The following is a 26,733-nucleotide window of genomic DNA, read 5'->3' as shown; positions in this document are numbered from 1 at the left end:
TCCGGACGCGAACGCGCGAACACCCTACGGGCTCTGCCCGCTGGCCTCCGACCCGTACGTGCGCTCGGCGCGGTGCTCGCTGATGAGTCGGTCGAGTTCCTCGGCCTTCCGCTCCTTGCGGCGCTCCGCCGCCCGGTCGGCCCAGTCGTCGACGACGGCCTCGACCTCGCGCTCGCGGGTCACCGCGAGTTCGTCGACCTCCTGGATGGTCACGTCGTCGGCGGGACCGACCGGGACCTCCTCTTCGAACAGCACTCGGTCGGCGGCGTCCGAGAGGCCGCCGTCCCCGGTCAGCACCACCTTGGGGTCGACCTCGGCGAGCCGCTCGGCGGTCGACCGGCCCGCGCCCGAGGCGTCCCGGAGGTACACCACGTCGTCGGCCGCGAGGCCGAACCGGTCGTGAGCGGACTCGATGGCCCCCTTGGTGAACTTCTCGACGGGCTTGACCGGGACGAGCCCGGCCTTCTTCTCGGCCACGTCGGCGAAGTTCGAGTGGTCGAGCTTCCACAACTCCTTGAGGCGTTCGAGCTTGCCTTCCAACTCCTCGATGCGCTCGTCGCGCTCGTCGAGTTCGCGTTCGAGCCGGCCGTTCTCGCGTTCGAGTCGGGAGACCTCCCGGCGCTCGCGCACGTCCTTGCGCTCCTCGCTGCGGGCGGCGTCGAGGTCGCCCTCCAGTTGGCCGATGCGGCCCTCCTTGCGCTCGATGGTGTCTTCGAGGTCCGCGACGTGGTCCTCCAGTCGCTCGACCTGGGACTCCAGTTGCTTGATGCGCTTCTCCTCGGCGGTGAGTTCCCGCGGCGTATGCTCGGTCTCCTCGTCGTCGGACTCGTCGTCCTCGGCGAGTGCCGCGAGCGCGGTCTCGACGCTGTCGCCGCCCGCGACCACGCGCGCGATGACCTCCCCGAGGTCGACGTTCGGCGGCACCTTCTCGGCGATGCGGTCGAACTGGTCGGCGTGGTCGTCGAACGCGTAGAGGGCGGCCGCCATCGCGTCGCGCTCGTGGTCGTTGTCGTCGTCGTACTCTCGGGTCCGGTGGAGCTTCTCGTCGACCGGCAGGTCCGACGCCGGCGTCCAGCCGGCGGCGTCGAAGCTCCGGCGTATCTTCTCGACGGTCTCGGGCATCGGTTCGACGTCGGCGGCCACGACGACGGGTCGCCCGCGCTCGATTATCCACTCGATGACCTCGGCGGTGTCGGCGGTCCGGGTGCTGAGCACGTCGAGGACCTCGCCGTCGAGGTCGGCCACCGCGACCGCGGTGGTCGTGCCGGGGTCGATGCCGACGAGGACGTGGTCGCGACGCTTCGCGAGCGGTTCGAACTCGATGCCGTCCCGGCGGTCGCGCTCGACCTCGACTCGGACGTCGCCAGAACGTTCGTTCGACACCGGGAGGTCCTCCGGGCGGGCCTCGACCTCGAAGACGGCGTTCGAGAGCCCGCCGTACTTCTCGGTGGCCTCTCTCTCGTAGTCGAGGTTCGCGCCGTCGAGTTCGGACTCGACCTCGCGGGCGCGCTTGCGGACCGCGCCGTGGATGCGCCGGGTGTAGCGGTCCTCGCTCCACCCGCCCTTACCGGTCGAGCGCCCCCGAGAGACCTTGATTTCGGTGGTGTCGGTGAACGCCGACACCTCGTAGCCGACGTTGGCGGCCGCGAGTCGCGCCGCGGCCTCCGCTTCCTTCATCGGCTTCTTGCCGTAGGGGACGCCGTGGCGCGAGGCGACCCGCGAGAGGGGTTCGGGCTGTTCGGCTCCCGTCACTTGCACCAGTCGGGTCCCGTCGGGGAGGTCGCCCAAGAATCCGACGAGCGCGTCCTTGTCGGGCGCGAGTTCGTACATGTTGTCGGTCGCCACCAGCGCGGGCTCCTCGCGTTCGACGAGCCGACGGAGCTTCCGGTGGGAGACCACGTCCCGGTCGAGGTTCTCGCCGTCGAAGGCGACGAGCGCGTAGGAAGGTGCGTCGCCGCGAACGTCCCCGCTCTGGACGTCCACGCCGAAGACGAGCGTGTCGAGCGCACTCGTGCGGGCGTTCACGCGCTGGCGTAGGGTTCGGGCGGATATAAATCCGGCGCGGGTCGACGCTCGACGTCGGCGTCGTCGCGCGATTCTCCCTCGTCCCGTCGTGGGGATCGGCGTCGGACGCGCCGTCACACCGACGTTCGGGCCCTCTCGGCCAGTCGAGCTCGCGCCGGCGAGGTGTTTCAAAGCGTAGCCGTAAATCATTGCTTCTATACTACCCCGTGGGGAACGCCACGCCATGTATCGACCCGCGCCTCCCGGAGGGAACCGGTGACCGGTCGTCGCTCGCGGGCGAGGGCGCTCGTCGTCCTCGCCGCAGTCGCCGGGCTCGTGCTCGTCGGTGGACCCGCCGCTGGGGACTTCCTCTCGGGGCTCGCCGACCGCGATTCGGCTTCCGGCGCGGCCGATTCGACGCCGACGGCCGGCCGGAGCGACGCGACGACCGACGGCCGCGCGGGTGCCGGGACCGACGGCACGGGGACCGCGGACGACGCGCCGGCGGGCGACGCCGAGACGCGGACGCCCGGGTCGGACTCGCGGTACGACTTCGCCATCCAGCGCGTCGAGTCCTGTGGCACCACCTGCCGGAACGTGACGGCTCGACTGTCGAACGAGGGCTCCGAGCCCCGCGAGGACGTCCGGGTAACGACGGCTATCTACGCTGAGGACGACTTGCTCTGGCGGGGCAACGAGACGGTGAGTCGACTCGCCGGGGGCGAGACCTACACCTCCACGCGGCAGGTGACTCTCGGACTCGGCGAGGCGGCGACGATTCAGGGCAACGACGGCTACGTCACCATCGTCACGCTGGTCCGGTCGCCCGACGGCGTCGTCCGGTTCGAGGACCGCCGGCAGGTCGCGTAGCCAGCGATTCCGCCGCGTCGGTCGGCGGGACGCCGAATCAGCCCAGCGACGCGCCGCAGTCCGGACACTCCTCGTCGGCGACGGTCACCTGCGCGTCGCACTCCGAACAGAACTCCAGATAACACGCGGGGTCGCCCATGGATTGTGGTCCGTTGCCGAGGACCAAAGAAATTGCCCCGCGCCGTGGTGGACTTCGAAACGCTTTTCTCTATCTTGGGCCACGTTCCGAGTGCGCCGCCTTAGCTCAGACTGGGAGAGCACTCGACTGAAGATCGAGCTGTCCCCGGTTCAAATCCGGGAGGCGGCATCATACTCACGGTTCAAATGCCCACGGAGCGGTGCGTGGGCGACCCCCTCGGATTCCCTCACGACCAATTCGTTAAACTCGACTCGGTACTCTTCGCGTCCCGCGCGGATTCTCGTCTGTGTTCCAACTGAGAAGAGGCTGGAAGTCACAATCCTTCACCCGGGGGATTCCGACGGTATAGAGGCTGGTTGTAAACTAAAATGCGGAAACTCTTTTAACTGTTAAGACAATATAGTTTACAAGGATGCTTACGAAGGCCGGGCTCGCTATTCTAGACGTGCTGAGTTCCGGGGCGGACGCAACCGCACAAGAGCTGGCCGCAGAAACCGGGTATAGTCGCAAGCAGGTCTACCGCGTCGTTGACGACTTACTCGACAAAGGGGTACTGGACGAGTCCCGAGCGCAGCACAACCAGCGTGTCCTGCGCGCCTCTGACGACCCGATTGTCGAAGCGTACCGGGACCTAACATCGAACCTCGGGCACGTGGACTGGGCGGACCTCCTCTCACCGGCCACGATACAGGTCTGCTGGTACCTTGATGAACCACGCCGCATCACCACGATCGCTGACCGATTAGGAATTACGCGACAGGCTGTCCACAAGGCGTTATCCCCGTTGAAGAACCGAGCGATGCTCGCTCCCGCCGGCCCAGAGTACGCACTCGCCGACGACCTTCACCCCTTACTCGAATTCGCCAACACCGTCGTCAGGCATGGCCACCGCAACCGTGTTCGGCGACTCGCGCCCAGTGCCACAATTGCGTGGTGTGACCCGAAACGCGCGCTCGTCCAAGTACAAACCTCCGAAGACGCGGAGAAACTCCAGAACGCCGACGACTGGGACGTGACTGGATTAGCGGAATTCCAGGCGTACGGCCTGCAGTTCTTCCTTGCAGGAGAACCCGCCTTCTGGTACGCGCCAGACGACGATCTCACCCTTGCAGACATCGTTTGCCATACGCTCGTCCTCAACACTGACTCCCGACGCGTGAGCTACGCGATGCTGCTCATCGAACAGGAACGAATCGAACAGGAAACACTCACCGAGACTGCGACTTGGTACGGTCTGGACTCAATGATACCCCGGATGTATCGTCTTATAGACGAAGGCACTGACGCCGCCGATGAGATGGAGGCGGGAAGTCCCTTGCCGAGTGCTCAAGAATATGCGGCGCTGAAAGATCAGTATGGTGTCGTATAAATGACCGTCTTTAGTGGCGAGGAGGCCATCAAGACGTTTCTTGCCGAGTTTGACGAGTGGCTCTCAGAATCGGTGGACGTGTACCTCCTTGGCGGGTCTGCAATGACAGTTCGCGGGCTGAAAGACCAAACCGAAGATATCGACTTGGCTCTCGGCGTGCCAACCGAATTCGAACACGTCTATCACGCCCTTCGAGAACAAGGGTTTCAGGTGACGGGTGAGCCGACCGCGTCATTCGAAGGGGTTGGAAAAACGGTTGAGCTCTACCATCCTGGCCGCGGGTTTCGGGTTGACTTGTTCGAGCAACAGGTTGTCGGGAAAGTCTGGATCACAGAGAGCATGCACGACCGGGCGGACGAGTTCTGGACAGGGGAGTATGCAACGGCGTACGTGCTCGCTGATGAGGATTTGTTCTTGTTGAAGGCAGTGTCCGGTGGCGACTTAGGGGCTGGCAGACGACGCGACATTGAGGATATGCGGACGTACGCGCAGCGTGGACTCGCCTACGAGGAGATCCTCAACGAGATTGAGGAACAGCGCCCGTTCAATACGGGGTCAATTGAAGCGACGCATATCCGTAATCAATCTCACCCGTTATTTACTATCGAGGTGGCTGTACAGTCGCTTTCCGGGCTGCCATCCTCGTTTACGGATCGCGTGTCGGAGTTCGCAACCGAATTCGAAGTTGAGTACGGTATCTTGGAAGCGGTCGATGAGGGTCTTCGGAGTCCACGCGCGATCAGCGAACGTGTTCTTTCGAACATCCGAGAGCTCTCCGTTGGCGACGAGGAGGCGGTGTCTGCTGGGATCGATCGTCTCGTCGAAAAGGAAATTCTTGACCGAGAAGGGGATACTGTTCACCCCTCGTCCAACTAACTCGGTGCTTTCGAATCTCTCAGTGACGGCACTGGGATGAGGATGGCAAGCGTTCGGCAGTACGTCTCTGGGTACGTACTTGTGTACATCCATGTGTACGTCCACAAGTACGTGTGTACGTACATTCTGCCGAACGTTAGTACTCCCAGCGGAGATCCGATATCGAGGTACTGATAGCGATCATGGACGGAACGCGACCAGAACCAACCTACGTATTAACAATCCAATCCAGCGGTGTAGTGCCGTGGGATTTCCTCGTCTCCGGGCGGGGGAATATGTCCGTCTCGTTCATCGCTGTCGAAGTGTCACCAAGTGTCGGCTACGTATATTCTACTACCGCCCTGCGGCACGGTTTTATTCGTTTCAGACTGCTGCCGTGTGTATGGACGAACTGACAGCGAATATCTCGTTCGACCGATTCGCAGATATGCCGGAATTCTACGGCTCCGGTGCTGCAGAATACCGTCTGGCGATGGTGAAAGAGCGCGCTGACTTTCTTGATCTGTTCGCAGGCGCTCGTCACGTGGATGCCGTGACGTACGCGGAAACGCCCGATCTGATGGTGAAGATGCTGACCGAGTACGACATTGGTTCACTGGACGTACTCATCGGGAACGCCGAAGACTACGCTGACCAGGTGAGCGAAGTATCGACAGCGAGGTCGCTCGTGCGACTGCGACAGGACGACCGACTCACGATTCGATTGAAGAACCGGAAGACAGTCCACTCGAAGATTTACCGAATCGTGATGCCGGACGACACGGTGAAGCTCGTCCAAGGGTCAGCGAACCTCTCACGGAACTCTTGGGAGTACCACACGAACCAGATCTCCGTCATTACGACCGATGTCGGGACCGAACTGGACGAGGAGTTCGAGCGGTTCATCGACGAGTACCGTGACGGGTACAGCGACCAGACACTCCTCGAAGGGCTTGTCGAAGCACTGGAGGAGGCCGATTCAGCGGAAGAGCGGGAGAACCGTATCGAGTACTGGGTTGGTGCGGGTGACCTTGACGTGAGCGACACTGCTGCCCTGAATCAGGACGCCGTCGAGGACCTGAAAGACGTCGCTGATCAGGTTACCGCCGTCGTTGACGACCCTGAGGAGGCCGAGGAGACAGTCGCGTTTGTCGAAGACCCCGAGAACGCCGACCGCAACGTCATCGAACCAGAGGACTCCTCGGACGAGGACGACTCACCCAATGCTCCGGACGAGGACGAGTCTCCGGATATCGGACTCGTTGAGTCAGATCACGAGACGGGGTTGACGGATGGACTCGACCGGCCGCGGGTTCGTGCGCCCGACGAGAAGATACGGATGGGAACCAGCAAGGTGGACAAAGACACTGCAGACGAGTTCGGGGCCGGGCTCCGCGACCGTGGCGCGACCGTTGAGGACCACAGCATCACCGCGCCGCTGAGCGCGTACAACAACCAGGTCAAGGAATCGACGTCCATCCCGACGATGTCCGTCCTTCCAGAGGCCGAGCAGGTTGTGATCGGTGAGGACGATGAAATGATTCTCGTCGCCACTGACGAGCCGACCTCCGAAGTTCTGGATCATTGCCTCAAAACCATCGAAGACTACATCGAGACCGTCCAGAACCACGGTCACACGCAATCCGAGACCGCAGTGATGGCGCAGATGTACGAGGCGTTCCTCTACGGGTTCTGGGCCCCGTTCGCCAACCAGTACGCCGAGGCACTGTCGTCACCGTCACGGACGCTGGACAACGTCCTGCAGCACCTCTATATCGAAGGGAAGAGCGACGCGGGGAAGGACAAACTCACCGAGTACATCCTGCGACTCGTCTCCGACAACACGGTCATCTCCGGGGTAGACGCAGACGACGTCGGCGTCAAGGAAGTCCGCGGCGTCCGCGAGTGGGACACGTGCTTCCCGTACGCCATCATCGACGCGGAGAAAGAGAAGATCCAGCGGTGGAGCCCGATCCGAAACTACTGGGGGGACTGGACGCCCACCAGCGTCGATCAGCCGTGCCTTATCTTCACGACCAACGACGCGCTCCCGAAATCCGAGTTCCGGAACCGAATGAAGATCCTGAGCATGGACGTCTCCTTCCCCTCCAACCCGGAAGACCCGGGCTTCCGCGAAGCGCAACAAGACCTGTCAAGCGTACTGGAACGGCAGAACCCGATCTTCAGTTACGTGGCTCGCCGAATGCTTACCGAACAACCGTGGACCGACGGGAACGGCACTATCGAAGACGTCCGCCGTATTGTCCGCGAATTCTACGACGAAGCCGGTCGAGAGCAACCCGAGTACTTCCCCGCTGACGAGCCGGCCGAGAAGACGTACGACACGGGGCGGTTGAAGTGGCAGCGGGACATCCAAGGCGGCCGTGTCACGTTCGAACCAGAACCGAACGCCATCACGGCCGACTTCGACCGCGAAGAATACGAGGTGTACGACTACGAGAAGCGTCTCCCCAAGCGGTTCATGTCCGAGAAGTCTTCTACTAGTGTCTACATCGGCGCGCCAGAGGAATTCGCTGAGTGGATCGGGTACTCGGTTGATGAGCTACTGAATGGTGCTGCTGAAACAGGATCTGAGATTTCTCAGCAGAATAGAGGTCCAGAAGACAACGGGAACGATAGTGAATCAACTGGCTTCATCGCGCGATTGCTTGGTAGGTAACTGACCTCTCAGTTAGCGACATCACAGAGATTGTTACTCGAAAGTACCAGCCCTGTTCTTGGTCAAGTCAGAGTTCTTGCTGAAGAACTACATTGATACGATCCAGTACTGGGTTGCAGTCGTCGTTCTTTCGTGTTGTCTGCCGCAGTTCGTCGAACAGGCCAGCCAGCGTATTCACCGTTTCACCGCTCATCTTCGGTGGATCAATCGCCGGAACCTGTTCCAATTGATCCGGCTCGATTTTGTCGAACCCCCCATCCCGCGTTTGCTTGTACTCACGAACAACCTCTTCGAAGACGTGGCTATTGAGGTACGCCAGTAACGCTTTCAGTTCGGTCTCAGAAAGCGTGATGTCGTAGAAGCCGTAGCAAGCGCTCGTGTGTCGAATATCTGTTTCGTTCAGGATGAACTTGAACTGATCCCGGCTCGCATTTTGAACAAGGACGCGAGTTGGGTCTTTTCGTCGAGGTCGGTACCAGTACGGACGGTTCGAGAACGTGCTCGTGTCACTAAGCCCGTACTCAATTACACCCTCTCGAAGATACTCTCGCACTTCCGAGTACCCATCCCTAATGACGGATCCCTCACGCGCTTCCCTTCTTGCCGCTTTCGAGACCTCCTGTTTGAACTCCGCAATCGTATTCGGCACTTCGGGTATCCGGTCTGGGTCTAGGAGCCAGACTTCTTCTCCCTTCTCGCGTGCTTCCTTCCAGTCGGCTTCCTGATAGTCGTATCCATCTATCTGACTCGGCTTACGGACGATCCGCGACAGGTGGCGTTCGTCGAGATTGTTCTCATCGACTTCCTGCTGTGACAAGCAGAAGAGATTGACTTCGCCTGTTGTTGGCCCGCGGTGGATGGTGAGGAGTGTCCCAAGAGTCGGGAGGTGACTCGTATCGATCTCGACAGGGTCGAACAGGGCCTGCCAGTTCTTCTCAGGGCAAAGTTCGGATTGTGGGACACGGTTGATGATTCCCCACTCAGTTTCCCCCGGTTCGCCGTTCTCGACTGCGTCACGGATCGTCTTCGACTCGATCTTCTCGTCAACACGAATGAAGCGGGTCTCGCCACCTGTCTCACTATCCGGCTTCGCTTCTAAGAACGTGAGCAGAGCGGTCGTGTCGGCGTTATCGAAGACACAGTAGCTCTCCGGGTTGAATTGTACGAAGGCTTTGATTGCGTAGTTGTCGAGGAGGAACTGTTTGAGTGACTCTCCGTATCGGTTGCTGAGGAAGCTTTGCGGGGTGATGAAGGCCGCACGATCGCTCGGCGACAGGAAAGCGCGTGAGTGGTATATAAAGTAGGCATAGAGCGGTGACCGAGCACTGATTTCGAGTCCTGTGGTCTTCTCCAGTTGCGTGTTAATCCGTTCTTTGTACCAATCCGGGAGTGAATCTCCCTTCGTGTACGGTGGGTTACAGACGATCCCATCCAGATCTTGCTGCAGATCCGAAGGTGGGATATTGAGGAAATCTGTTTCAAGCAGTTCGTGTGGTTGCCCGTACAAGGTCAGCGCAGTGCTTCCCATAAGGAGGGCGAGCTGGCTCTGATCAATCCCGATTACGCGTGCTGAATCGGTACTCAATCGCCAGTCCGGATGAAGCGGGCTCGATAGGACGCCAGCGCCCATCCCAGGATCGACGACGGTGTTGTCGCTTTCCCCTGCCCATAACCGCATCAACTGACCGATGTCAGGTGGTGTCCTGAACTGACTGAGCGATTGTCGGTATTTTTTCGGAATTACTGCCTCGTAGAGGCGACCGATGTCTTCCGCGGGTTGCGTGGACGCAAGCAACCGATCTCGATTCTCGTCGATGACCTCCATCTCCGATTCATCGACATGGAGAAGAAAGTAATCCAACACGCACTCTCCGAAACCTGGATTCGCCCCAACCTCTGCAACACTTTGTGTTATCTCCCACGTATCGGCAGGGAACTCCGGCAACTCACCACGTCGATGATGCCACTCATACACGGTGGCCTTTAGCAACCGGTTGAGGACGGCCTGGCGGGCGACGAGGCGTCTCCTGGTACTGGTAGTCGCATCATTGTATCCGTGAGACAGACACCACGTATCGACTCGTTCGTGGAGTGAGTCTGGGATCTCAGCGAGAGCTGGTGCGAGTCGATCAGCTACCGTTGTGATGATCTCGGCGAGGTGGTCGGTGTCAACTGACCGGCTGAACTCGGGTATCCCGTGATCCTTGTTTATCCACAGGGGATCTGGCGCAGTCGGAGTTATCGGCGATACATTTGCTATGTCCGGCTCAGTCACGGCTAATTCCGGATCTACCGAGGTTTCAGTCCGGCAGCGTCGAAGGTTCGTTTCATTCAACATCGGGGTAGCCTGCCATCATGAACCACCCCTATATAAAGCCTCGTCCGCTGAGTCCGAGGTTTCAACGCTACAGGCCGTTAGAAGCCAAATTCGCATTCACAGCGTAGACATCCTACTGACAGCACGACTATACCGCCGATAATAACAATTGCATGATCAGAACGCCGAGAGTCAGTGGCAAAATAGAGCCCAGACTACCGCGCGCGCGAACCGATCTGCGAGGATCTGTCGACGAAATTTTTGTAATCCCAGCACCGCGCGAGGACCTTCCGTCGACAAGACAGAAACAATCCGAAAGTCACTCTCAGATTGATCACCCGACGACCAACGGGATTTTTAGAGTTTTCGTCGAACTCCGAACCTCGTCAGCAGAGTGCCACACGAATACGTACGACCGACGACGCTGAATCGCTGAACAAAGAAATGGCAAACAGCTCTCGACCCGCACTTTCGAAAACAGTCGTGAACAGCGAACTACGTCGTGTCCCATCGAGGTCCATCAACGACTTCGTCCATGAGGATGTCGCGTCCTTCGTCAGCGGTTCGTTCTGCTTGTTTGACGTTCTCTAGGGTTGGTGTCAGAGTGCTCAAGACGGTGTGAGTAGGTCATCGATGTCCGATACGGTGAACAAGGACCACGAGTTATCGAGTTGTGCTTCGAGGCCGTCGACGAATCCGTTTTTCGAGAACAGGGCGAATTGCTCGTCTCGATCCGGCGGTCCCCATCGGACGTGCTCCGCCTTCGCTCGCAGGCTCTCGACGAGGCTTTCCCCAACTGGCTCAGTCGTCCACTTACATTCGGCAAGGAGGACTCGGTCGTCGTTCGGTGCCAGCCCGACGATATCGATCTCTTCCTCGGCGTACCACCAGCGACCGACTTCCGAGTACGGGTCGAATGTCCCGCGTCGAATCCCTTCCCAGACGGTTTCTTGACACACGTCCTCGAACGTGGTTGCGACGTGCGTTGGGAGGTCCGGCTCAATCGTCCCGTCGTACACGATCTCTGGTGCTTCCTCGATACTGGATCGATTCGGCTCGACGTACCGAAACCAGAACCGAAGGAACTCATCGGCAACCTGGTACCGCGACCGCTTGGATTTCTTCCCCGAGGCCGTGACTGGAACATTTCGTTCGATGAGCCGTAGTCGGCGAAGTGTCTGGAGATACTTCGAGAGCGGTCCCGAATCGATCCCTGTTGCGCCGGAGATTTCGTTCGGCGTCGTATGGCCCAGTGCGACTGCTTCGAGGATGCTCATGTACCGAGCTGGGTTTCGAAGTTCAGTTCGCAGGAGGAACTCGGGTTCGTTATACAGCACCGCAGACGGTGACAGTACGTGCGACTGAATATTCGCCGCGAGCGACTGCGAGTAGTCGAACAGTGTGAGATACATCGGGGTACCACCCGTGACGGCATACGACCGAATCGTATCCTGGATGTCGTACGAGATGACTTCTCGGGCCTGGTGAAACGAAAACGGCGTCACGTCAAGTTGCGCCGTTCGTCGCCCGTAGAGTGGGCTCTCGTGTCCCAGGATCTCTGACTCCATCGTACTCACGCTCGACCCACAGAGTACGAGCATCGAATCCGTCCCATCGAGTTCCTGGTCGACGAACCCTTGCACGTACGATGGGAGCGAGTCGTTCTCTTCGACGAGATACGGGAACTCGTCAATGACGACGATAAGATCCTCACGCTGGAGTTGCTCCCCGAGGTACTCGAACGCCTCGTCCCACCCGTCGATTCTCGGGACGCGCTCGTCGAAGTGGTCTGCGATTTGGTCGAGGAACTTCTCTCGCTGTCGATGTTCGGCCTCCTGCGCAGCGAGGAAATAAATGTGGGGACGATTGGCGCAGAACTCTTTGAGGAGTTCCGTCTTCCCAACTCGACGTCGCCCGTAAACAACGATGAAGTCCGCACCTGGGGACTCCACCGCGTCGGTGAGGGTATCGAGTTCCGCCTCCCGGTCGTAGAAGGTCATACTCTGGGTAATGATTACTACGATAATGACTTAAACATTCGGTCAACCGGGCCCAACCGAGAGTTGCTCGGACTGCGAACAAAGTACCGAACCAAGCCTGGTGAAAGATCCAAGCGAAACAGGGCTGAAGAGACGGGAATACCGGCCGTCAGTTCAATCGCGCGGTTCCGACTGGTCACTCCTCAAATCCTGGACCGACAGTGAACGAATCTGGCGCGCAGGCTAGTTGGTTGTGTTGACACCACTGACAGTGCTCACCAGCAGTGTACCGACCGAACGAGAACTCAGCAATGCGGTTCATCGACGCCGTCACGTCGTCCCTGACCGCCGCCAGGTCACCGTCGCTGAACGCTCGGGATTCGACTTTTGGACCGATGTCTCCGACATAGGCGTATCCCGCACGTGCGACAGGCTCATCGTACAGGTCACGGCACGCTAACAGGTAGATTGGGAGTTGTTTGTCGTCCTGTAGGTCGCGGTGGCGTTCGGTTGCCTTGTAGTCGATGACGACCAGTTCGTCGTCAGGCGTCCGGTAGACGGCGTCAATATAGCCGACGAGTTCGTGCCCATCGATATTGAGTTCGAACTCTCGCTCCGCGTCAATGACCTCGTAGCTGGGAAGATCTAACTCGAAATACCGGTCGATGCACTGTTTTGCCGCCGGGAGCGCGTCCTCAGCGCGGCGCTGACTGGCAAGTCGTCCGCAAATCTCGTACCATTCCTCACGGCGTTCCACGTCTTGATTCGCAGCTTGCTCAGCGGTGTCGTGGAACAACAACCCGATTGTACGTTGCGACACGCCACCCCCGGCGTCACTTGTGGTTTCCTGGTAATCGGGAAATGCGTTGACTACGTAGTCCAAGTAGTGACTTCGCGGGCATTCCTCGTAGGCCGCCAGTGACGTGTAGCTGTGGGAAAGCGACGGCGACGGTGTCGACGGGCCAGTCAGCGACGTAACCCGGAGTATCTCCCGCTCGGCTCTCGGTGAGAGATTCCCGTCGAGGGTGGCCGTTGCCAGGTTTAGCACGCGATCGCGCGCAATCTTAACCGCTAGCTCTTCCCCATCGTGCCTGACGGTACCGCCGATATTTCCGACAGTCTCGCTGGCCAGCGTGTTCGTCCAGTCTACTGCGTCGTCCGGGAGACACTCTTGGACATCGGTCCAGAGCGGGAGATGTCCTCGCTCTGGCTGCCAAGTGATTCGAGATGGGAGAATCTCGCCGACCACTTCCGAAACCGAATCCTCGTCCGCAGCATCGTCTCCTTCCTCGCTGCCACCCTGCAGGACAAGGATGTCCTCGGCACGCGTGATCCCGACGTGGAACACGCGACGGGTCTCACGAGCATCCCGCTCGACGAAGTCCTGCGCGAACGCTGCTTCCGCACCATCCGAGAGGCTGGTTTCGAGCGCGTCGTACGTACGTGAGCTCGGGGCCCATTCATCAGCCGTGATTTGCGGGATGAGGACAACCGGGAAGTCCAGGCCCTTGCTTTTGTGGATGGTCATCACGTTGACCGCGTCGTCAGCGACGTCCGGCTGACTCGTGGGTGTGGTGCCACTCTCGTCGAACAGGGAGTCGTAGTGTTCCAGCGAGTCGATGAACTCCGGGGTGAGCGGTGGTTGGACAGCACTGTCCCCGTACTGTTCGATGACGTCCTCCAGCTGGGCAAGATCCCGGCGCTCCTGTTCGCTGAGGTACCACTCGATGTTCGTGATGTCCATGAGTTCGCGGTACAGGTGACTGAGCGACGCCGAATCACGGATGGCGAGGAGCTCTGTGACGTGTTCGCGGGCTTCTGCGACGCGGTCGGGTTCCGCGAACTCGTTGAGCGGAGTCTCGCGGAGCGTGTCCACGAGCGGGTCGTCGCCCACGTTGAGCGTACGGAGATCCGCATCGCAGAGCCGGTACCGCATCAGGAGGACGCGATTCCAACTCACCTCGTCTTCCGGTCGGGCCAGCGCCTTCAGGTAGGCAGTGACGGTTCCGACGCCGACTGATTCCGTGGCCAGATCGCCAGCAACCTGGTACGGGATGCCAGCATCTTCGAATTCCTCGATGACAGGTGTCGCGTGGGCGTGCTTCCGAACGAGTAACGCGATGTCGCCTGGATCGTACGTCTCATCGAGGTTGTCTGCTACACCGGTCAGTAAATTCTGTACGACAGTACGAAGTTGGGCTGCACCGTCCGAGTCGTCGTCTTCGTCCGGTAGTTCGACGGTAACGACGGTATCTCCGTCGTATGCGGGTTCATCGACGCGAGTGAGCGTCTTGTGCTGTTCACGGTGGTCGAGTTTCTGAATCGCCTCGTTCGCTAGGTTGAGAATCGGCTGACGGGAACGGAAGTTCTCCTCCAGCGGTTCGTCCGTGAGCGCCGCAAACGCTTGGTCCAGTTCGTCGGTGATATTAGCGACGTTCGCGCCGCGCCATTCGTAGATCGCCTGATCGTCGTCCCCGACGACGAACAGATTATCGTCGGTGACGAGTGACGTGACGAGGTCGAACTGAAGGCGATCCGTGTCTTGGAACTCGTCGCAGAATACGTAGTCCCAGCGCTCGGCGATTTCCTCACCAACCGGCGAGTCCATCAGCGCAGCCGTCTCGACCACCAGGCCGTCGAAGTCAATGAGATTGCGCTCGTCCAGTTCTCGCTCGTACGCAGCGTACCCGGCAGTGAGATCTCGGGCAGCAAGACAGTCGGAAACGAACGAGTCGAGGTGGTCCGTGAGTTCAAGATCCAAATCGTCCGGGATCCCTTTCGGAGCACCGCTTGCGTACCCTCCAAACAGGTACTTCGGGAGTTTATACGCGTTGTCTGGCAGATCACGCTCGCCATTCTGGTGGGCCTCGAACGCGGTTTCAAGCGCATCACACAAATCGACGAGCCGGTCGAGGAAATCCCGAGCACTGGCTTCGATCCCGTCCGTACCCAATGCATCGCGTTCCGCGGCGAGCTCATCGCGCACATCGGGGAGTGAATCCAGCACGCTCGACACGGACCGGCCGCCGAGATGATCGCTGGCAATCGTTTCGATGCGTTCCGGCAGGTCGGCGAGATCGTAGACGCGGTCGGCGGGCCCGAGGAACGCGTCGATGTCGTCTGGCGAGATGCCGCTGCGCTTCATCGACCCGATAAAGCTGAGCAGCTTCGACGCAGCTCCGGACGCGTACCCGTCGCTGCCGTACACGTTGGGTTTGACCGACCGGTACTCGATGTCGTCCAGAACATCCAGCACAATAGCGTACTTCTCGGCGTCCGTGGCGACCTCGAAGTCCGGGTCGATCCCGGCTTCGTAGGCGTAGTCAGTGAGAATCTCGTTACAGATCGAGTGGTACGTGTACGCGTCGATGTCGTACCCCGCTGTCCCGAGTTTCGCGTTAAGCTTCTCCCGCATCGAGTCCGCCGCGTTGTTCGTGAACGTCAACGCGAGAATCCGGTCTGGCGAAACGTCTTCCTCGTCGATGAGGTGCTCGATCTTCCGCACCATCGTGAACGTCTTGCCCGTTCCTGCTCCTGCGAGCACACGCATCGGGTACGCATCGGAGTTGATGATTGTCCGCTGTTGCGGCTCTGGGGACACGTCTTCTTCCGGCACCGGGAACCAAGACGGGTACTCGGACTCGTCGCTCATCGTTGCACCTCCGTGGACAGTCGGTCAGCACACATCTCTCGATAGTCGCAGTCCGGGCACGCCTCCTCAGTAATAAGGTCGAGCGGTTCCGGCTCGTACGTCTCACCCGTGATGCCATCGTGGGCATCCCGGATGAGCGCCCAGATCGTGTCGTAGTGGTTCTCGTAGATTTCCGTGGTTTCCCGAGGCCAGCCACGCGCGGACACGTCGTATCCGTTCGGGGTGCTCTCGAACGACGTGCTGTTGAGGATCCCGTAGAAACTGAATCGAACCTCCATCCCGTCCTCGTAGAACGGTTCGTTCTTCACGCCTTCGACGTATGTCGCCGTTTGGAACGCGTTCCGGACTCGCTTCGGTTCGTGGGCTTCTCCGTCGAAATGGTCGCCAAGGTACTCGGCCGTCCCCGACGAAAGAACCCCGTCCGTGTTCCGCTTGTAGTCGAAAATGTGCAGCCCGTCATCAGTCCGGACGACGTTGTCAGCTTTCCCGTGGAGTTCTCGACCATCCACTTCGCACTCCACCCAACATTCCGTGGCGACCGAGTAGCGAGCGTGCTCGATCCCGTCACCGCCGTCCGGATCGAAGAATGACGCGATGGCAGCGCGGTTCTCAGCTCGCTGGTATTCCTGATGCGCAGCGGATTCGTAGTCGTCCGGGGTACTGTGTTCGTCCCATTTTGCATCGAAGACCTGCATCGCCCGGTTGTGTATCGTCTCCGGGTCGTCATCGCGGTCAGTCGCATCACACACGTCCTCGATAGTCTCGTGGTAGATCGTTCCTTGGTTGAGATACAGTTCTGTACGGTCCGGCGCGTTCACGTCTTGCGCGTAGCGGTAGTCGTACAGCCGCGGACACGTCGCGTAGTTCGCTAACCGCGACGGGGAGAGCGACGAACTCATCGCCGCACCTCCCCGTTAGCGAATTCGACACGTGCACGCAACGCTTCTCGGAGCTCGTCTCCTCGGGAGCCGCTTTGTTCGAGCAGGTCCTGAATCTCACCGAGTTCCGCTTCGACCTCGTCAAGCGACACCGCCACGTCCTGACTGTTCGCGCGGCGCACCTCCGCGAGCGCGTCGTCGACCCGCGACAGCAGGTACTGCTCCGCCGCTTTCTCACTCGTAATGTGTGGCTCATCGGCCTCGGTCACCCACGGAAGATCAGCATACGCTGCTGTGAGGAACCGCGATGCCTGCGTACGCTCTTCGAGCGCCGTGTCTTCGTACTCGTAGAGACAACAGTAGAGCCGCTCTGTCGCCGCGCCAGCACCGACAGCCAGCCGTCGCCGCGCGTGCTCCGTGTGGTACTGCGCGAACGGTCGTCCTGACGCTGTCGACGTCGTCGGGAACGTCGCATCCACGTCCGCTCCATCCAGTTCCGTTACGCCAGGGTAGTCTGGCATCGACGCGACTCGCTCGCTCGGGAACAACCGTGTTAGGAACGGGTCGCCGGGGTACTCGCTGTCGACGAGATTCACGAGGAACACCGCGCGGAACGACTCGTTCTTGATCGCTTGCAAGTGATCGACGCGGACGCCGCCGTTGAGATCCGTCGCACTCGTCTGATTCTGCTGCGGTGCGTACTCGTGAGCGCGTTCCAGCATCTCCTTGAACGACTCCCACGTCGCATCCACGAACTCGGTCTCTTCGAGGAACTCGGCCATGCGGAACGCCCGCCGGACGTTCCCGAACTGCGCCCGTGCATCCAACGGGGCCGCCCGCTCCGCGATCCGCTCTTTTAACCCGGAGTCCGTTGCCCACCAGCGAATCGCGTCTTCGAGGCTCTCCGTCTCGCTGACACGGTCTAAGCGGTCCGTGTCGAGCTCTGGACCGTGCTCGGGAACATCATCTTCCTCGTCAGCGAGATGCCGAACGGCCGCCAGGAGTTCCCGAATCGCGGGGTCGTCACCGAACCCCGTGACAGTTGTCGATTCCGTCGGAATCCCGGTGCCTTCGAACGCTTCGATAATGTCCGTCACAGCACTACCACTTTGCTTCGTGGCGACAGCGATGTCGTCGTACCCCCAGTCCGGCTGCACGACGAGCTCTTCAATCTCGTTCGCAATCTCAGCGAGTTGTTCGTCGCTGGAGTCTGTAGCGAGGACGGACACCGACCCGTTTTCCGGATCTTCCGGGACCGTTTCGTCGGCGAAATAAGCTGCCGTCGCAGCTGGTCGCGTCGACGGCGTCCCCGATGCCCCGAGTCGGGACTCGCTGAACGAGACGTAGTCCGTGACTGGCCCTGTCTCGACCCACGTCCGGCGCACACTCGCGTTCTCTTCGGCGACACAGACAAGCTCGCAGTCTCCCGCGAGCGCGTCGAGATACGCGCGATCAAGCGGGAAGAACTCTTCAAACTCGACCGCGAGCACCGCGTCGAAATCAACGACCTCGTCGCGGGCATCCCCGGTGAGGACATCGAGCGCTTCCGAGATGAGTTGCCCGCGTTCCATGTGCCCGTGATCGGCGAGCCACTCGTGGAACGCGTCGAGCGCAGCCGTGATGTCACGGAGTTCTGGAGTATCGTCAGGCGTGACCGTCTGCCAGGAGATCGTGCCCATCACGGCATCCACGTCCTCTATGAACGACGGTTGCGCAGACGCCCGTTGGAGGTACTCCGTTTCCCACTCGTAGTCTGCGAGGAACCGGTACAGGAGTTCCCGCCGTAGGGCGTCGGAGAGAATGACGCGGTCATCGGTCTGGTTGAGGACATCGGTCGCGTGCACCACCGACGACGTCACGTACGGCGTCGCCGCGCCCGGCAGTTCCTCACCTAACGCTTCACGGAACGTGTCTGCGCTCGTCGGCGCACCGGTGATGACGAGCACATCCTCAGAATCGTGCTCGTTGAGAAGCATCCGGTATTCGTTTCGCGCTGTCCGTTCGACGTTTTCGCCCCCGAACGGTACTGTAACTAACGTTCCGGTGAACTGCTGGTAAACAGATGATAGTGACACGGAATCGAACCTCGGATAATTAGAAACGTTGGTTGATTCTGTCATAAGAGTACCCCTACTTCCGCTAGTTCTCTCCATCTGGTCGGGCAGTTTGTTGGCAAAGCGTCTATACCTCCGCGTTGAGTTGTCCGGAGATGATGGTATGACTGAGACAGATGACTTGCGGCGGGAGTTGAAGACGTTCACACGCCGATGGGAGCAACTCACCGCGGTTCCCGAGACACCTCGGTCACTGATGGATGTGATCGAGTACTCGTTAGGAACACAACGGAAGGCCGAGGTGTACATCAACCGCCTCTTCGCATATTTCCTCGACCAGGAGCAGCCACACCGGATGAACTCGGAATTTCTCCGCGTATTTCTCAATGGCCTACCCGACACGTGTGGGTTCGAGGAGGATATCCACGATCTCTCAGACGTCGTTGTCGACGATCAAGTACGGCTCACTGAGCAGGCCGACGGAGAAACAGTATCGTCAGGATTCGTCGACCTGGCAATTCAAGTCCCGAACGAATGGTTCCTTCTGGTCGAACTCAAATTCTCTGCTGAGGACACGCAAACGGAGTTCTATCGACAGGACGTTACGCACATCGACGGTGTTCCGAAGGACGACTACGAGTCTGGCGCGTACTATCTCTATCTACATCAAGGGGACCGACCAGACGCGAACGATCCAGAATTCAGTAACTGGACGTGGACAGCCTTCGTCGAAACCGTCCTGACCGACTTTATTGTCGATAACGCACCACGGTACCCACAACGAACAGTCGTACAACTTCACGAATTCGCTGACGATATTCGATCCATCACAGGTATGTCAGACCCCACCGACAACGTTGACGAGAAGATCGAACTGTATCTCGACCACTACGAGGCCATCGCTGACGTAACGGCCACATTCGAGAACCAGTGGGAGACGTTCTCTCATAACTGGCCCTCTCGCCTTTCTGACCGTCTCGTCACCGCCGATCACGGATCGATCCGCTCGGAGAGCGACTACCACGTATTATTCGAGTGTCCGAACGACGCTGTCGGGGACTGGTGGTTCCGCTCAACGAGTTCCGATTGGGGGATGATCTTCAAACACGGCTGGTGGCGACACACCGATGACCTCTCAGACGTGCTCCACGAGCGACCCGACAATCGGAACGATGCCAGAATCGGATTCCACCACCGCCTCGAAAACGACCGTGAGCAAGCCCTCCGAGACAACACGCTCACACTGTATTTCCGAAACATGGGGGCCAACGATCAATCCTTCATCGATGCTGTTTCTGACCACTTCGATGCGCAAACCGATGCTATCGAAGCCACACTGCCGGATACTGCCAGCCTCACCGGAAACAAACGCAATATGATCTCAGCAGAGTACGATATCGCCCCCGACAAGTATGATGACTTTTTGGCGGCCTATATCGCGGCACTCGAAGAAGGATTCACTGACCTCGTTGTTGACAACCCCAAACTAATCGCTCTCCTCGACGACATCTACACTGACGCCGTCGCGGAGGTCTACGACACCCAGATCACAATGAGCCCCCAACAAAACTGAGTTCGAAGCTCGTGTCGTGCAGGCTTACAACACCGCTCCTGGTGACTCCGGATACTGAATGATTTTCACGTCTTCGTCGCGGTTAGCGGGTGTTTCGCGCGCTAATTCGTCGACGAACAGCAGCCCCTTGACATCGACTGACTCCAGTAGGTCTTCTGCGGATTCAACGTACTCGTCAGTCCCCGACTGTTTGACAAACGCCATGTACTCCAGTAGTTCTCGGAGCCCGGTTGCGACATAGTCGGTATTCTGCGTGTACTTCACTTCACCAAGGAACACTTGTTCAAGTTCCGTCCCACCAGCCTCTGTCTCTCGGTATCGTTCCAGGACGATATCAGGACGGCCGCCCCACAGTGAATCACTGCCGCCACGCCCAAGCAGATCCTCAGAGATCGTTTGCCACCGGGAGAGCACCTCGTTCATACGGTACAAGTACCCGCCAGGCTCGATATCTTCAGAGCCGATTGATTCGCTGAATGAAAGCCCTTGACCAGTCGCATCGTGAGACAAGACGAATCGTGACCCGTCCTGCTCCCACGTAGCGATCGTCGACGGACTATCTCGACTGTCAGTCAACACCCGATACTCCACGCCCTCGTACGAATCAAGTACGCGGAACACCCAGTACAGTTCGAACAGCGTGTCCGTGTTCGCTGGCGCAATGAGTGTGTGATTCAATATATCGCGCGCTTCGGTGCTGTCCAACTCGTGGTTCATCAACTGCCGATACCGATCCAGCAAGACCGCTGCATCCTGATAGAACTGCGAGCGCGAGCGCTTGACTGACTCGATGGTCCTGTCTGTGATATCGGTATCAGCGACGTTGATCCGCTGCAGGTAGATGTTCTGCTCGTAAATCCGGTCAAGCATCTCCGATGCTGACTCTACACCCCGACCACTCCCACCTGTGTGCGGCATCACCCATTCGTTCAGCCAGTCATACCCCTCCGAGTTGTCCAGCGCGTACGCAAGGTCATCCGTAACGATCTCGTGAATAATCGTCAGTAACCGTTTCAGCACGAGATTCTCGTCGATGTTATAGTGCTCTTCAGGCTGCGTACACACAAACAGCGGCTCATCCAGCCGACCAGCGCGTGCCCGTGTCTTCACCGTTCCCTGCCAGTCGATCTGTCCGCGGATCTCACCACGGTACTGGAACGACTCCGGAGCGGTTGTCGTCTTCATCTGCCGAATCCGATCTTCCAACTGCCGCATAAAATCCAGGACACCGACTTCCGAGCTGTCGTCTTCAGCATCGGTCAAGACGAAGTGAATCCGAAGCAGCGTTTCGATGTCGTCGATATCCAGGTCCGCGTGCGCCGACCCGATGACTCGATCGAATCGAACGCCTTTCCGGAGATACGTCTGAAAATCGTCGGCAATCTCTCCCAACAACGCCTCTTCAGTCGTCTTCGCCATTTTCAGTTACTCTCCCCCACCCGGCTGCAGGTCAATCTGGAAGAAATCACGTGCGACTGTCCACAACTCACCAGTCTCGTCGTCAACAATCTCGTCAAGCGCCCCGATCAGCTGCTCTAACTCGTTTCGCCGCAGCCCTTCCAACTGCGGAAACACGTACATAATGATCGGCGAAACATAATCCGCAGTCTCCGTTGAGGGAGCGGCTGCAACGTGTTCATAAATGTCTTCAACGATGGCTGGCCCGATGGCTCGCTGTTCATTAACCGCTCGCCAGATACGCCCGACCGTCTCGTAGTGCTGGTCTGCTTCCGGCACTCCACCGTTTGCCGCCCAGACTGCGACATAGTCCGCGACAAGTGATTTGAGTGCAGAATCATCACCATCCTCACGGGCAGGCAGATCAGGAATTCCAACGGGGACGAACGCCCAGCGCCGCATAAACGCGTAACTCATCTCGTACAGCGACGTCTTGTCGAGCGTGTTCATCGTCGCCATCATCCGCCAGTCCTCAGGGATGAAAAACCGGTTCTGCCCGATCTCCTCGTGGCTGCGGGACGCGTCGAGGATTTCAATCGGATCCCCGGCAGTGTCATCGAACGGTAACGTGACGCTCTCTCCCGTCAATGCCGAGAACAACGACCCGAATGCCTTGTCGATATCTGCCCGGTTGAGTTCGTCGATGACCAACCACTCATTCGCTGGTGTCCCGTCGCCATCTGCTTGGAACCGGTCCAACACAACTCCCGGCCCGAATTCAAGCGTGTTCTGCGTGGTCGTTTGATACCCGCCGACCGTGTCGAACGTCGACCAATCAGCCGACGCTGTCACGAGCTCGTATTTGTTTTCCCCGACTGTCGCCTCACACACTTGCCGTGCCAGCTTTGTCTTCCCCGTGCCCGGTGGGCCGAACAACAAAACGTGATTCCCGTTTGCCAACGCTTGTTCCACCCGTGACTGAATTCGATCCCATTCCTCCTCCGGGAAATGCAAGTGCTCCTGCTCAACCGCGATCTCCGAGTCCGGGACCGTAAGCTCCGAAGCGAAGTCATCAAACCGCGTCATCTCGCATAACTCCAGAATCCGGTCGTACTCACCCTCTGTGAGTTGCGTGATGACGAAGCTGTTGTCAGATTCAACGAGTCGGCTTCCATCTAACTCCGCGTCTGACTTCACATCCCGCCAACTTGCTCCATCTAATGACTTCTCCCATTGGAGCGTGATGCCTTCCACGGGTTCAGAATTACCGGACGTGGAAGCCTCCTCGTGTAATCCACGCACAACATGCGCTCGCCCGACAATCTCCTTCACCGGCGCAATCTGATATATTAATACCTGATCCCCTGGCATCGCCTCCTGATACGCCTCCAGATTCCGTCGCGTTTCACCAGCTGAATTTGTCACCTGATAAAACGACTCACCGCCCTCTTGATGCCAGTCAGTTGCCTCAGCATTCACCCAGAAGTACTGCGTTTCCCCTTCCGGCTCCGGCGGTTCTATTCCTGCTGCGTCCAAAAGAAATGCACCAGCATCCGGTGTGAGGTGGCAAAGATACGCCTGCAACACCTTCCCAGCGTCATTCAATGGGTACCTGGTTTTCTCCTGCCGGACCTCCGGATCAAGCAGCCCGTCACGAATCTCGTTTAGCGGCACTGGATCACTTAATCGGTCTGTCGACAGATCGACGAAGAAGTGTTGTTCACCGTCGAATTCATCCTGATACGCTTCCGCCTCAACGACTGAACACGCACGGATCTCCTGATTCGCGTAGTGGAAAACGACATCCCCCGGATCCAAAACTGTGAGATCGCGTTGCCACTTCGTATCCGTTGACCGAAGATACTCCCCATCTAATTCTTCGTCGTGCGTTTGATTCACCCAATAAAAATCGATGTCGTCCGCGACGTCAGGTAATGCATCGGGTTCGACTGCGTCAGGAGCGAGAAGATCGCTCCAACTCCAAATCATCGTTTGGACGTGCAGCATCGACGGGTCCTCCACCCGCCCTTCAAGCCGCGTTAACAGTTGCGCACACGCCTCGTTTAATTCCTGATACTGACGCGCATCGAACCCTTGATTCACCTTGTAGTCCGCGAACTCACCGAAGAAATCCCGCATCTGCGTCCACTTGTAGTGAACATACTGATCCGGATGGACAAACATCAGAAGACACCCACCGAGTCCAAGCAGCGAACCAGGCGCACTCCCAGCTTCCACATCCGCGTAGAACTCCCGAAACCGGTCTAACCGCTCTACGAGATCTTCAGTCGGATCAAAGAAAAACGAAAGCGTATCGGCAGTTGCTTCGACGTCCGCTTCAGAAACCTCTTTGAACTCATGCCACGCTACACCGCCATTCTGCCCACCACCTAACATATACGCTGGAATTTTCGTGTCGATACTCACCTGCTCATCAAGCACTTCAAGCAGCACCGGAACATCACTCTGCGATAACTCCGTCACCTCCGTGTCCGCTAAGAATTCTGCTTCCAAATGCCGCTGATAATCCCATTTCCACGTTTCCCACCCAACAGGCGACGCCGCATCTTCCTCATACCCACCAGCATCCCACACCTCAACAAACCGATCAACAACATCATCGATTCCATCAAACACAATCTCAGAAGACGATTCACTCATTCATCAACACTGTCTCATCTACTCGCTTAAACGTACCCCAACGAAAATACGACGAGGAGTCATTCTGGCCACAGGGACTCTCGTGGGTGGGGTAAGTATCGTCCAACGGGCCCAGTCGTTCGCAAGTTCACCATCTGAGTTACCGGCAGAATTCCAAGATGCCAGTCTATGATCACCACCTCCGCTGCGTATTCTAGGCCTGGGGTTCGGCGGCCGCGGTGCTCGGCAACGACGTTGTATAACGCCTTGAGCGTAGATGTCGTGATGGTCGCTTCGACGTCGTCACTCACATCGCACGTAACATGTTGGTCAATGAACCATGCCGCGGCCCTGTATGCTTCAATGTAGAGGGGGCCTCTTCGTGATCTTGGTAACCTTGGGCATAGAGCACGAAGAGGACGTAATTGGCGTATTTACCAGGACGTAGTGGATTTGCTGGAGGTAGCGCATCTCAGATAAGATATTATTAATGTCATGTGTGGGTGACACAAAAGATGTTCAACAATCCGGGCACCGATACCTACCGGAACATTTTGGAAGCCTGGCTGAGCGAATGATGACGTGATAATAACCACTCATGAATTTAACTAAATTTCAAGTCGAGACATTCAAACCGATAGAAGAGGACGGCTTCGGATCGATTGAAGAACTCTCAGTACTGATCGGAAAAAACGACGCAGGCAAATCGTCGTTTCTGGAAGCGGTTAGGATCTTCCTCAAGGAGAAGGGGAAGCCCGAGCCCAGTCACTTCCACATGCGCGAAGCGGAAGAGATCGTCTTCTCTGGCCGCTTCGCAGGAGTGCCAGATGAACTCTCAGAGCAGCTCACTGATTCTGTCGACACGTCGGATGGGACTCTGAAAATCGTCCGAAAGTACAGCGAGAATGGGGAACGGGCTCCATCCCGAACGACACTATTGGGAGAAGACGAGCAGGAAACGCTAGGTTCCGGGACAATCGTAGAGGATGGCGAAGAACTCAATAAGGTTCCGTCACGTGAGCGAATCTGGTCATACCTTCCCGAACCTATCTACATTCCCGCGGAGCGGAATATCTCCGAGCAGACAAAGTTCAAGTCAGACACCTGGATCGACCGCCTGCTGAGTCCCCTCCTCAACGATAGCGAGTCGCTCAGCGCAAAGCGCGAATCACTGGAGGAGGAACTTCAAGACGAGATGGGGGTTCTCTCCGGTCTAATCGAAGACCGACTAGTGAGCCGACTGGACTCGATCAGTGAAGTGGAAGTTGATCCTGGGGCAATTGACTTGGGAAAAGCGTTCACTCCATCGATTACGGTCAAGGATCACTCGACCGAAACGTCAGTCCCGGTTGGAGAACGAGGCTCGGGAGTGGGGAGCATGTTCGTTCTTTCACTGGTTGAGGCTTACCGAGAACGGCACGTTGACGAGGGGTACTTCCTACTCTTCGAAGAGCCCGGAGTTTGGCTCCACCCAGAAGCGAAACGAGAGATGCTGGGCTCGCTTAAACAGATTGCCCAGTCCGGGGGACAAATAATGCTATCCACACACTCACCTATCTTCATCGATCGTCGAGGTCATGGTGATCTCCATCTTGTGCAACGAGAAGGCGGAAAAACATCGATTCGGATGATCAACGAAGACTATCTCTCCGCAGTAGAGGAACTTGGCGCTCGAAACAGTGACATCCTCCAAAGCGACTTCGTCATCTACACTGAGGGCCCCAGTGACGCGAGTATTCTCAGAACCGTGGCACGAGAGTACGTAGAAGACTGGGAGCGGAAGAACATCACAATTCAGCACCTCGGGGGGACAGGCAACATCCAGAGCTGCAACCCGGAAGACTTGCAAGGGATCAATCACAACTTCTGCTTCTTGCTGGACAGCGACCGCCGGTCCGAAGATACCCGTCCTTCAGATACCGTACAACAGATTCAGGACGACTGTAGAGAACTTCGAGCATTCGTTCATATCCTGGAAAAACGGGAGATCGAGAACTACTTTTCGCCGACTGGAATCAACCAAACGCTCGGTCTCGACGTAGGTCCAGATTTCGTTGGAAGCTACGAGGACATCCCCGAGAAACTCCATTCAGAGATTGCAGAGACACATATTGGGGAGGAGGGAGCACCCGTAGAGGATCGACAGTGTGACGCGTGCGGCAATATCACTGCTCCTGACGCTGGCAGGCAATATGACAAGAAACGGGGCACAGAAATCGTCGAAGCGATGTACAGGGAAGGCGAAGAAATCGAGGAACTTCACGATTTCTTAGATCGCGTCACTGATCAGTTGTCATAGTCATTCTTCGAATAGTTTCTGTTAAC

General features: G+C 58.3%; 14 protein-coding genes and 1 tRNA gene. 7 read left to right on the top strand and 8 right to left on the bottom strand.

What is annotated here, in order from left to right:
* Positions 1 to 24 precede the first annotated feature (24 nt).
* The gene (locus EPL03_RS12110; protein WP_135829605.1) at positions 25 to 2,025 is read right to left on the bottom strand and encodes a DUF460 domain-containing protein; all 2,001 of its coding nucleotides are present in this window, start codon (positions 2,023 to 2,025) and stop codon (positions 25 to 27) included.
* 255 nt (positions 2,026 to 2,280) lie between these two features.
* On the opposite strand from EPL03_RS12110, the gene EPL03_RS12105 reads away from it, so the two are divergent.
* The 5 genes from EPL03_RS12105 (at position 2,281) to EPL03_RS12085 (ending at position 7,917) form a co-directional block, all read left to right on the top strand.
* Positions 2,281 to 2,874, top strand: a complete 594-nt coding sequence (locus tag EPL03_RS12105) for a hypothetical protein (protein ID WP_135829604.1) — start codon at positions 2,281 to 2,283, stop codon at positions 2,872 to 2,874.
* A 233-nt stretch (positions 2,875 to 3,107) separates the two neighbouring features.
* A tRNA-Phe gene (locus tag EPL03_RS12100) sits at positions 3,108 to 3,181 on the top strand.
* A 244-nt stretch (positions 3,182 to 3,425) separates the two neighbouring features.
* Complete coding sequence (locus EPL03_RS12095; protein ID WP_135829603.1) at positions 3,426 to 4,382, top strand: winged helix-turn-helix transcriptional regulator; 957 nt, start codon at positions 3,426 to 3,428, stop codon at positions 4,380 to 4,382.
* On the top strand, positions 4,383 to 5,258 hold the full coding sequence (locus EPL03_RS12090; RefSeq protein WP_135829602.1) for a hypothetical protein: 876 nt from the start codon (positions 4,383 to 4,385) through the stop codon (positions 5,256 to 5,258). It begins immediately after the preceding gene.
* 382 nt (positions 5,259 to 5,640) lie between these two features.
* Positions 5,641 to 7,917, top strand: coding sequence for a phospholipase D-like domain-containing protein (locus tag EPL03_RS12085; protein ID WP_135829601.1), 2,277 nt, complete (start codon positions 5,641 to 5,643; stop codon positions 7,915 to 7,917).
* Positions 7,918 to 7,984: 67 nt separating this feature from the next.
* Here EPL03_RS12085 and EPL03_RS12080 read toward each other — a convergent pair whose 3' ends face one another.
* The 5 genes from EPL03_RS12080 to EPL03_RS12060 form a co-directional block, all read right to left on the bottom strand.
* The gene (locus EPL03_RS12080; RefSeq protein WP_244605265.1) at positions 7,985 to 10,192 is read right to left on the bottom strand and encodes an Eco57I restriction-modification methylase domain-containing protein; all 2,208 of its coding nucleotides are present in this window, start codon (positions 10,190 to 10,192) and stop codon (positions 7,985 to 7,987) included.
* Between the two features lie 650 nt (positions 10,193 to 10,842).
* The gene (locus EPL03_RS12075; protein ID WP_135829600.1) at positions 10,843 to 12,234 is read right to left on the bottom strand and encodes an ATP-binding protein; all 1,392 of its coding nucleotides are present in this window, start codon (positions 12,232 to 12,234) and stop codon (positions 10,843 to 10,845) included.
* Positions 12,235 to 12,409: 175 nt separating this feature from the next.
* The gene (locus EPL03_RS12070; protein WP_135829599.1) at positions 12,410 to 15,865 is read right to left on the bottom strand and encodes an ATP-dependent helicase; all 3,456 of its coding nucleotides are present in this window, start codon (positions 15,863 to 15,865) and stop codon (positions 12,410 to 12,412) included.
* Complete coding sequence (locus EPL03_RS12065) at positions 15,862 to 16,764, bottom strand: RecB family exonuclease (RefSeq protein WP_135829598.1); 903 nt, start codon at positions 16,762 to 16,764, stop codon at positions 15,862 to 15,864. Before EPL03_RS12065 ends, EPL03_RS12070 begins: the two co-directional genes overlap by 4 nt.
* Positions 16,761 to 18,719 (bottom strand): PD-(D/E)XK nuclease family protein, encoded by a 1,959-nt coding sequence (locus tag EPL03_RS12060; RefSeq protein ID WP_135829597.1) that lies wholly within the window; start codon positions 18,717 to 18,719, stop codon positions 16,761 to 16,763. Before EPL03_RS12060 ends, EPL03_RS12065 begins: the two co-directional genes overlap by 4 nt.
* 241 nt (positions 18,720 to 18,960) lie before the next feature.
* Here EPL03_RS12060 and EPL03_RS12055 point away from each other — a divergent pair, with 241 nt between their 5' ends.
* Positions 18,961 to 20,370: a PD-(D/E)XK nuclease family protein gene (locus EPL03_RS12055; protein ID WP_210424988.1), complete on the top strand. Its 1,410-nt coding sequence runs from the start codon at positions 18,961 to 18,963 to the stop codon at positions 20,368 to 20,370.
* Between the two features lie 24 nt (positions 20,371 to 20,394).
* Here the strand turns inward: EPL03_RS12055 and EPL03_RS20490 are convergent, their stop codons facing one another.
* Together EPL03_RS20490 and EPL03_RS12045 are read right to left on the bottom strand one after the other, a co-directional pair.
* Positions 20,395 to 21,789 carry a hypothetical protein gene (locus EPL03_RS20490; protein WP_135829596.1) on the bottom strand — a complete coding sequence of 465 codons (1,395 nt, stop codon included), beginning with the start codon at positions 21,787 to 21,789 and terminating at the stop codon, positions 20,395 to 20,397.
* Between the two features lie 6 nt (positions 21,790 to 21,795).
* Positions 21,796 to 24,429 (bottom strand): AAA family ATPase, encoded by a 2,634-nt coding sequence (locus EPL03_RS12045; protein ID WP_135829595.1) that lies wholly within the window; start codon positions 24,427 to 24,429, stop codon positions 21,796 to 21,798.
* 577 nt (positions 24,430 to 25,006) lie between these two features.
* On the opposite strand from EPL03_RS12045, the gene EPL03_RS12040 reads away from it, so the two are divergent.
* Positions 25,007 to 26,707 carry an ATP-dependent nuclease gene (locus tag EPL03_RS12040; protein ID WP_135829594.1) on the top strand — a complete coding sequence of 567 codons (1,701 nt, stop codon included), beginning with the start codon at positions 25,007 to 25,009 and terminating at the stop codon, positions 26,705 to 26,707.
* Positions 26,708 to 26,733: the final 26 nt, after the last annotated feature.

It is taken from the genome of Halorussus halobius (assembly GCF_004765805.1).
In the GTDB taxonomy this organism is placed as follows: Archaea; Halobacteriota; Halobacteria; order Halobacteriales; family Haladaptataceae; genus Halorussus; species Halorussus halobius.
This window is presented reverse-complemented; position numbering and strand designations above follow the sequence as displayed.